The 7,167-nt window shown below is 69.1% G+C and carries 6 protein-coding genes; 1 reads left to right on the forward strand and 5 read right to left on the reverse strand.

Annotated features, from left to right (window positions below; all coding sequences use genetic code 11):
- Positions 1 to 168: 168 nt before the first annotated feature.
- Positions 169 to 834, forward strand: a complete 666-nt coding sequence (locus ABFY07_RS40575) for a GntR family transcriptional regulator (protein WP_346179276.1) — start codon at positions 169 to 171, stop codon at positions 832 to 834.
- A gap of 130 nt (positions 835 to 964) precedes the next feature.
- Here the strand turns inward: ABFY07_RS40575 and ABFY07_RS40580 are convergent, their stop codons facing one another.
- The 5 genes from ABFY07_RS40580 to ABFY07_RS40600 all read right to left on the reverse strand — a co-directional run.
- Positions 965 to 3,427: a beta-glucosidase family protein gene (locus ABFY07_RS40580; RefSeq protein WP_346179277.1), complete on the reverse strand. Its 2,463-nt coding sequence runs from the start codon at positions 3,425 to 3,427 to the stop codon at positions 965 to 967.
- A gap of 102 nt (positions 3,428 to 3,529) precedes the next feature.
- Positions 3,530 to 4,342, reverse strand: coding sequence for a carbohydrate ABC transporter permease (locus ABFY07_RS40585; protein WP_346179278.1), 813 nt, complete (start codon positions 4,340 to 4,342; stop codon positions 3,530 to 3,532).
- Complete coding sequence (locus tag ABFY07_RS40590) at positions 4,342 to 5,310, reverse strand: carbohydrate ABC transporter permease (RefSeq protein ID WP_346179279.1); 969 nt, start codon at positions 5,308 to 5,310, stop codon at positions 4,342 to 4,344. The genes ABFY07_RS40585 and ABFY07_RS40590 overlap by 1 nt, the downstream gene beginning before the upstream one ends.
- 2 nt (positions 5,311 to 5,312) lie before the next feature.
- Positions 5,313 to 6,653: an ABC transporter substrate-binding protein gene (locus tag ABFY07_RS40595; RefSeq protein ID WP_346179280.1), complete on the reverse strand. Its 1,341-nt coding sequence runs from the start codon at positions 6,651 to 6,653 to the stop codon at positions 5,313 to 5,315.
- Between the two features lie 216 nt (positions 6,654 to 6,869).
- The coding region (locus ABFY07_RS40600) for a hypothetical protein (protein WP_346179281.1) at positions 6,870 to 7,167 on the reverse strand (298 nt) is incomplete at its 5' end.

Genomic DNA, 7,167 nt, shown 5'->3' on the forward strand with positions numbered 1-7,167 from the left:
GAGCTGAGAGCCCGGCCGGGCGTGGGAACGACCCTAGTCAAAAGTGGATGCCGGTGCAAGCATGTGTATACAGATGCGTTCAGTAATACTCGATGGCAGACTCCGGTGGTGGGTCACGAGATCGGGGCCCGTGCCACGCGGCACGAGAGACGGAAAGAGGAGCGGAACGTGGCCACTTCGCGGGGAAGCGGAGGTGCGGGCAGCCACTACACCCGTATCAGGCAGGGCATCGTCAGCGGGCAGACACCGCCCGGCACCGTCCTGATCCCCACGGCTCTCAGCACGCAGTACAACGTCTCCCGCACACCCGTACGGGAGGCTCTGATCAGGCTGGAGCAGGACGGCCTGGTCGAGCAGGCGACCCGCGGCTATGTGGTGCGCGCGCGTACCCCGGAGGAGATCCTGGAGATCTGCGAGGCGCGTATCGCCCTGGAATCGGCTGCCGCCGAGGCCGCCGCGGCCCACCGGACGGAACTCGATCTCGCCCGGCTCGTCCACGTCCACGAGAGCACCGTGGCATGCACGGACGCCGCTGAACTGCGGGAGCTCAACGCCCAATGGCATGTGGTACTGCGGGAGGCAGGACACAACGCCGTCATCGCGGAGCTGATGGACCGGCTGGACGCGCAGTTGAAGGTCTACGACTCGCACACCTCCTCCGCCACCGACCACCCGGACAATCTCGGCCTGATCCTCGACGAGCACGCGGGCATCCTTGAGGCGGTGCGCCGCAGGGACCCGCAGACGGCTCGTGACCGCATGGTCGCCCATCAGAGCCGCACTCGGGATCTGCGCATCGGGGCCCTGGCCCGGTCGGGAAGGGCCATGAGCTGACCCCTTCCGGGCCACAAGGGACGAGCGGTGCGGAGGGAAGCTCGGCACGCAGGGGTGCGCCGCCCGGAAGCCCACGAGCCCCGGTCCGGGTGTCAGGTCCTGGACGGGGCTCGTGGGGGTCTCAGCGGGTTCAGACGTCGACCGTCACGGTGATTCCGCGGTCGGCGATCGAGCGGCCGGCCTTGACGTTGTATGAACCCTTCACGAAGGACCAGGAGTCGGCCGCCTCATCCCACACCTCGAAGGCGCGGCGGGGGATGTCGATGACGGCCTCGACGGTCTCGCCCGGCCCCGCCTCGACCGCCGCGAAGCCGGCGAGCCACCGCGCGGGGCGGCCGGCGTCGTCCTCCACCGGGGAGAGGTAGACCTGCACCACTTCCCGCCCCGGCCGGTCGCCGCTGTTACGCACGCGGACCGTGGCCACATCGCCGTCCACTGCTACGGACTCGTAGGTCCAGTCGGTGTAGCCGAGGCCGTGGCCGAACGGGTAGGCGGGGGTGCGACCGGCCTTGTCCCAGGCGCGGTAGCCGATGAAGACGTCCTCGGAATAGGCGAGGCGGCCGTTGACCGGGACGACTTGGGTGACCGGGGCGTCGGTGAGGGAGCCCCAGGTGGTGGGGAGCCGGCCGCCGGGTTCCCGGGCGCCGGTGAGGACGTCGGCCAGAGCGGCGCCGCCCTCCTGGCCGGGGAACCAACTGAGCAGGACGGCGGCGACCTCGTCGCGCCAGGGCAGTTCGACCGGGGAGCCGGAGTTGACGACCACGACGGTGTTCGGGTTGACGGCGGCGACCGCGCGGACGAGGTCGTCCTGGCGGCCGGGCAGGCGCAGGTCGGTGCGGTCGAAGCCTTCGGACTCGACGCGTTCGGTGGTGGCGACCACGACGATGGCGGTGTCGGCGGCCCGGGCGACCTCGACCGCCTCTTCGATCAGCTCGTCGGGGTCGCGCCGCGGCTCCTGGTGGGCGAGAGTGACGGTGATGTCCTCCCGGAGGTAGTCACCGAGCGCCACGACGTGCGTGAGGCTGATCTCGACGGGCTGCCCGGCGGCGAGTTCCACCTGGGCGCGGGGCTGGGGAGAGCTGAAGAAGCCCTCGAAGGGGTCGTCCTCGTCGGGCGCCTGGACACCGTCGTAGTACGTGATTCCGCCGACCGTGAGCCGGAAGGCGCCCTTTCCGTTGATGCCGAGGGTGTGCGGGCCGGTGAGGCGGGGCGTGAAGGTCCCGGTCAGTTCGACCTCCCGGAGGACGTCGAAGGAGACACCCTCCGGGAGGTCGGCGAACGACCAGTGGATCTGCCCGTTGGGGAGGGGGGAAGTGGCCAGGACCGTGCCGTCCGCGCCGCGGCAGACGGCGCGGAGTACGAACCCCTTGTCGGCAGGCATCAGTTCCGTGTTCGGGTCCGCTCCGACCGCATGGCTGAGGGCGCCTTCGGGGAGGGCTTGGGTGAGGCCGTCGAGCGGGGAGACGGTCCGGTCCGGGAAGACGGTGGCGGAGCCGCCGCCGAGGACACGGGCGTCGCGGGCGGCGGCTCCGATCAGGGCCACCGTGCCGTCCGGCTTCAGGGGGAGGGCGTTGTCGTCGTTCTTGACGAGGACGAAAGAGCGTCGGGCGATCTCCCGTGCCAGTTCCACGCCGTTCACGGTGTCCGGCAGTTCGGTGACGGCCGGCTCGGCACCCTCCAGGGCGCCCACGCGCACGGCCAGCCGCAGGACATTGCGTACGGCCTTGTCGACGGTGGCCTCGGTGACCTTGCCGTCCCTGACCGCTTGGGCGAGGGCTTCGCCGTAGACGGTCCGTGGGCCGGGCATGGCCACGTCGAGGCCGCCGTTGATGGCGTCGACCGTCGAGCGGGCCGCGGTCCAGTCGGAGACGTTGAAGCCGTCAAAGCCCCATTCGCCGCGCAGGACCTCGTTGACCAGGTAGTGGTGCTCGCTCATCGTGGTGCCGTTGACCGCGTTGTAGGCGGTCATGATGCCCCACGGGTGGGCGTTCTCGACGATCGCCTCGAAGGGGGCCAGATACAGCTCGCGCAGGGCGCGTGCGGAGACGACGTTGTCCACCGTGAACCGGTCGGTCTCGGCGTCATTGGCCACGAAGTGCTTGACCGTGGTCCCGACGCCGCCGGACTGCACGCCCTTCACATAGGCGGAGCCGATCACCCCGGTGAGGTAGGGGTCCTCGCTGTAGCACTCGAAGTGCCGCCCGCCCAGCGGAGAGCGGTGGAGGTTGACCGTGGGGGCGAGCAGGACGTGGACGCCCTTGCGGCGGGCCTCCTGGGCGAGCAGCACCCCGGCGCGGTGGGCCAGTCCCGGGTCCCAGGTGGCGGCGAGCGCGGTCGGGGAGGGCAGCGCGATGGACGGGTCGTCCGCACTCCAGCGCACGCCGCGGACGCCGATCGGGCCGTCGGACATGACCAGGGACTTCAGGCCGATCTCGGGGAGGGGCGGTAGCGACCACCGGTCCTGCCCGGCGAGGAGCCGCGTCTTCATGTCCAGGTCGAGCCGGGCGAGAGCCGCCTCGACAGCCGCTTCCGTCGCACTGGGTGCCTGTGTCACAGCGGCTTCTCCTTGGGGAAAGTCGTTGGCCGTGTTCATCGCGTGGTCATTCCGTACGGAGCAGTGGATATGGGTGTGGGGTCGTGCGTACGCGCGCGGACGGCATACGGGGGGTGTGCGGAGGCCGTCCGCCGCCGTGCGTCATCCCTTGATCGCGCCCGAGAGCATGCCGCGGATGAACTGCCTCTGGAAGAAGAGGTAGAGGACCACCACGGGGAGGCAGATCATCACCGCTGCCGCCGCGAGCAGGTTGACATGGACGAGGTAGCGGCCGGAGAAGGCGCCCAGTCCGAGTGTCATGGGCTGGTGGGACGGATCGGAGAGGAGGATCAGGGAGAGGAAGTAGTCGTTCCAGGTCCACATGAAGCTGAGGAGGACGAACGTGAGGATCGCGGGCCGGGCGATCGGCAGGTAGACGCGCCACAGCATGGTCCAGCTGTTGGCGCCGTCCATCTGGGCCGACTCCCCGATGCCGGCCGGCACCGCGCGGAAGGCCGCCCGCATCCAGAAGGCGCCGAAGCTCACTCCGGTGCCCACATGGGCGAGGATGATCCCCTGGTAGCTGTCGGTCAGTCCCTGGGCCTGGAAGTCGTAGTAGAGGGGGACGATGATCGCTTCCATCGGGATCATGATCCCGAACAGCAGCACCGGGAACAGGACCTTCTCCCCCACCACGCCCAGCACTCCGAAGGCGTAGCCGCTGAGGACGGCCAGCACGGTCGAGGCGGACACCGCGGTCCCGGTGATGATCAGGCTCGACTTCAGGTACTGGCTGAAGCCGGCCTGTCGCCATGCCTCGGCGAAGTTGGACCATTGCAGATGGCCCAGGTCGAGTGTCCCCGCGATGTCGGGGCTCAGCGCGACACCGAGGATCCAGACCACCGGGAAGAGGACAGCGACGGCGAGCAGGGTCAGGAAGGTGTAGTTGAAGACCTTCTCCCGCTTCGAGATCATCAGTCGTCTCCTTCCGACAGCTTGACGACGACGAGGGACACGGTCAGCGAGACCAGCGCCAGCACGACACCGATGGCGCAGGCGGCCCCGACGTCCGGGTTGGTGAAGGCTCGCTGGTAGAGGAGGACGGTGGGGGTGATGGTGGACGTCCCCGGGCCGCCCTTGGTGGTGAGCCAGACGATGTCGAAGACCCGGATGGCACCGAGCAGGGTGAGCGTGAGCACCACCGCGAGCTGCCCGCGCAGGCCCGGCAGGGTGACGGTGAAGAACTCCCGGACCGGGCCGGCCCCGTCCATGCGCGCGGCGTCATACAGCTCACCGGGGATGTTCTGGGTTCCGGCGACGAACAACACCATGCACAGTCCGTACGCCGCCCAGGTACCGGCCAGGCCGAGGGCGGGCAGCGCCCAGGTGAAGTCACCCAGCCACCCCCGGGTCAGCCCGCCCAGGCCGAACGCGGTGAGGACGGAGTTGAGGGGGCCGCCGGGGGCGTAGATCTGCTTCCACACCACGGCGGCGACGGCCGGGGTGAGCACCTGGGGAAGGAAGATGATCGAGCGGTAGACGCCGGCGCCGCGCACATCCTTGCGGGCGGTCAGCGCGGCACTCACCATGCCCAGGATGATCGGCAGGATGGAGAAGAAGACGATGAAGAACAGGGTGTGGGTGACGGCCTGGCGCACCGTGGCGTCGGTGAGGAAGGCCGTGTAGTTGCCGAATCCGGCCCAGGTCGCGGAGGTGATCCCGTCCCAGTGGTAGAAGGACAGTCGCAGTCCCTGGCCGGCGGGCAGCAGCACGACGAACACGTAGATCAGCAGCGCGGGGGCGAGGTAGGCGAGCCCCAGCAGGCGCCGGCGGGTCCGGGGCGAGCGGAAGCGGGTGCCCCCCTCGCTGCGCGGAGCACGGCCGGCCGTGACGGTGCCGGGGACGGCTGCCTCGGGGAGGGATGCTTCCTTGAGTACGGCCATGCCTACTTCCCGAGGGTCTTCGCAAAGGCGGTGACGTCCTGGTCGGCCGCGGTGACGACCGCCTTCTCGGTGGACTTGCCCGCCAGCAGGCTCTGCATGGTGGTGTTGATGGTGTTCAGGAGCGTCGGCGTGGTCCAGTCCAGGTAGGGCACGGAGGTGCCGTTCGCCGAGATGCTCCGGGTGATGGCCACGTCGTCCGAGAGCAGCGGGTCCCCGGCGGGCGCCTTGACGTCCGGGTGCAGCAGTGGCATGGTCCCGTTCGCGACGGCCAGCTCGGCGGCCTGCTCACCGGCCATGAAATCGAGGAAGGCGGCGGCGGCGTCGGCGTGCTTGGACTTGGACGAGATGGAGAAGTTGGCCGCCGAGGAGCCCGTGGCCACTGGCTTGCCTCCGTCCGCCCGGGGCAGGATGAAGGAGCCGAAGTTCTTCGACTGGCCGGGCTTGAGCGGCAGGGAGCCCGAGTAGTCGAAGTGGAAGAGTCCCTTGCCGTTGGCGAATGACTGGGCGGCGTCCGCGGAGTCGACACCGGCGTAGCCCTTGGTCAGGTAGCCCCGGTCGGACCACTGCTTGAGTGTGGACACCGCCTTGGGGAATCCGGTGTCGGCGATCTTCACATCGCCCTGCGAGTAGGTGAATTCGGTGATCTTGCTCTGGGGGCCGAAGGTGTTCATCAGCGAGAAGAGCGGTTCGGTGATCCCGCCCTGGTTGGAGTTGCCGAGGGCGACGGGAGTGATGCCGGCCGACTTGGCCTTGGCCAGAGCGGCCTGGAACTCGGCGTAGGTGGTCGGGACCTTCGCTCCGATCTTCTTCAGGAGCGAGCGGTTGTAATAGACCTCGATCAGGGAGGCCCGGGCGACCGGGGTACCGAACAACGAACCGGTGCCCATCTGCTTACCGTCGGTGCTGAACATGTGCTGGTTCAGGATCGACTGGGGGAAGGAGTTCTTCCACCCGTAGGCGTGGGCGTAGTTGTCCAGGTTGAGCAGCAGCCCGCCGCGGACCAGGGTGCCCATGGACTGCCAGCCGTTGTTGGCCGGCACGATGTCCGGCGGGTTGGCGGACTTGAGCTTGAGTGGCAGGGCGGCCATCGCATCGCCCCAGGCCATCGGGGTCCGCTTGATCGTGATGTTGGGGTACTTCTTCTCGAACGCCTTGACCACGGAGGCCATCCAGGCGTTGTCCACGCCCCCGGAGAAGGCGTCCACCACGTTCAGCGTGACCTTGCCCATGGTGGCCGGATCGGTGGCCACAGGGCCCTTGCCGGCGCTGTTGTCCGAGTCGGCGGCGGTGGTACCCGGCATGCAGCCGGCGAGCAGGCCCGCCACCCCGAGACATACGAACAAGGCGGTGATCCGTCGGGTTCTGTTGCGCGAGACCACGGTGTCTCCTGTGCTTGATGAGTGTCCCGGGAGCCCGGGTGGAGCGAGCGTAAGCGAAGCCATACCACTTAGTCCAGATCGGTGAAGCTGGTTTGTTCACCTCATAGTTCAGACCACTTTGAAAAGTGTTTGAGCCATGGCAGGCTGACATCCCGCCGGCGGGGCCGGCGGGCCCACGCCTCAGGTGGCCAGGAACTCCCGGGGCGGCATGGTCGCCGTCACCCGAGCCGACACGGCGTCGGCCACCTCCCGCTCGTGCAGCGGTACGCCCCCCTCACCGAGGGCGTCCAGCAGGGCGCCCGCCACTGGTGGCAGCGAGCCGCGCAGCAGCACCGCTCCGGGAACGTGGGCGGGCAGCTCCGTGAGGAGCGCCTCGGCGACCGGGGAGTCCTCGGCCATCAGCACCGAGCCGGCCAGCACGACGCTCACGGGCCGGTCGGCCCGCGTGAGGCCGGTGCGTCGCGCGGCCACCCCGGCG

This window comes from Streptomyces sparsogenes subsp. cuspidosporus, from assembly GCF_039532705.1.
GTDB lineage: Bacteria > Actinomycetota > Actinomycetes > Streptomycetales > Streptomycetaceae > Streptomyces > Streptomyces sparsogenes.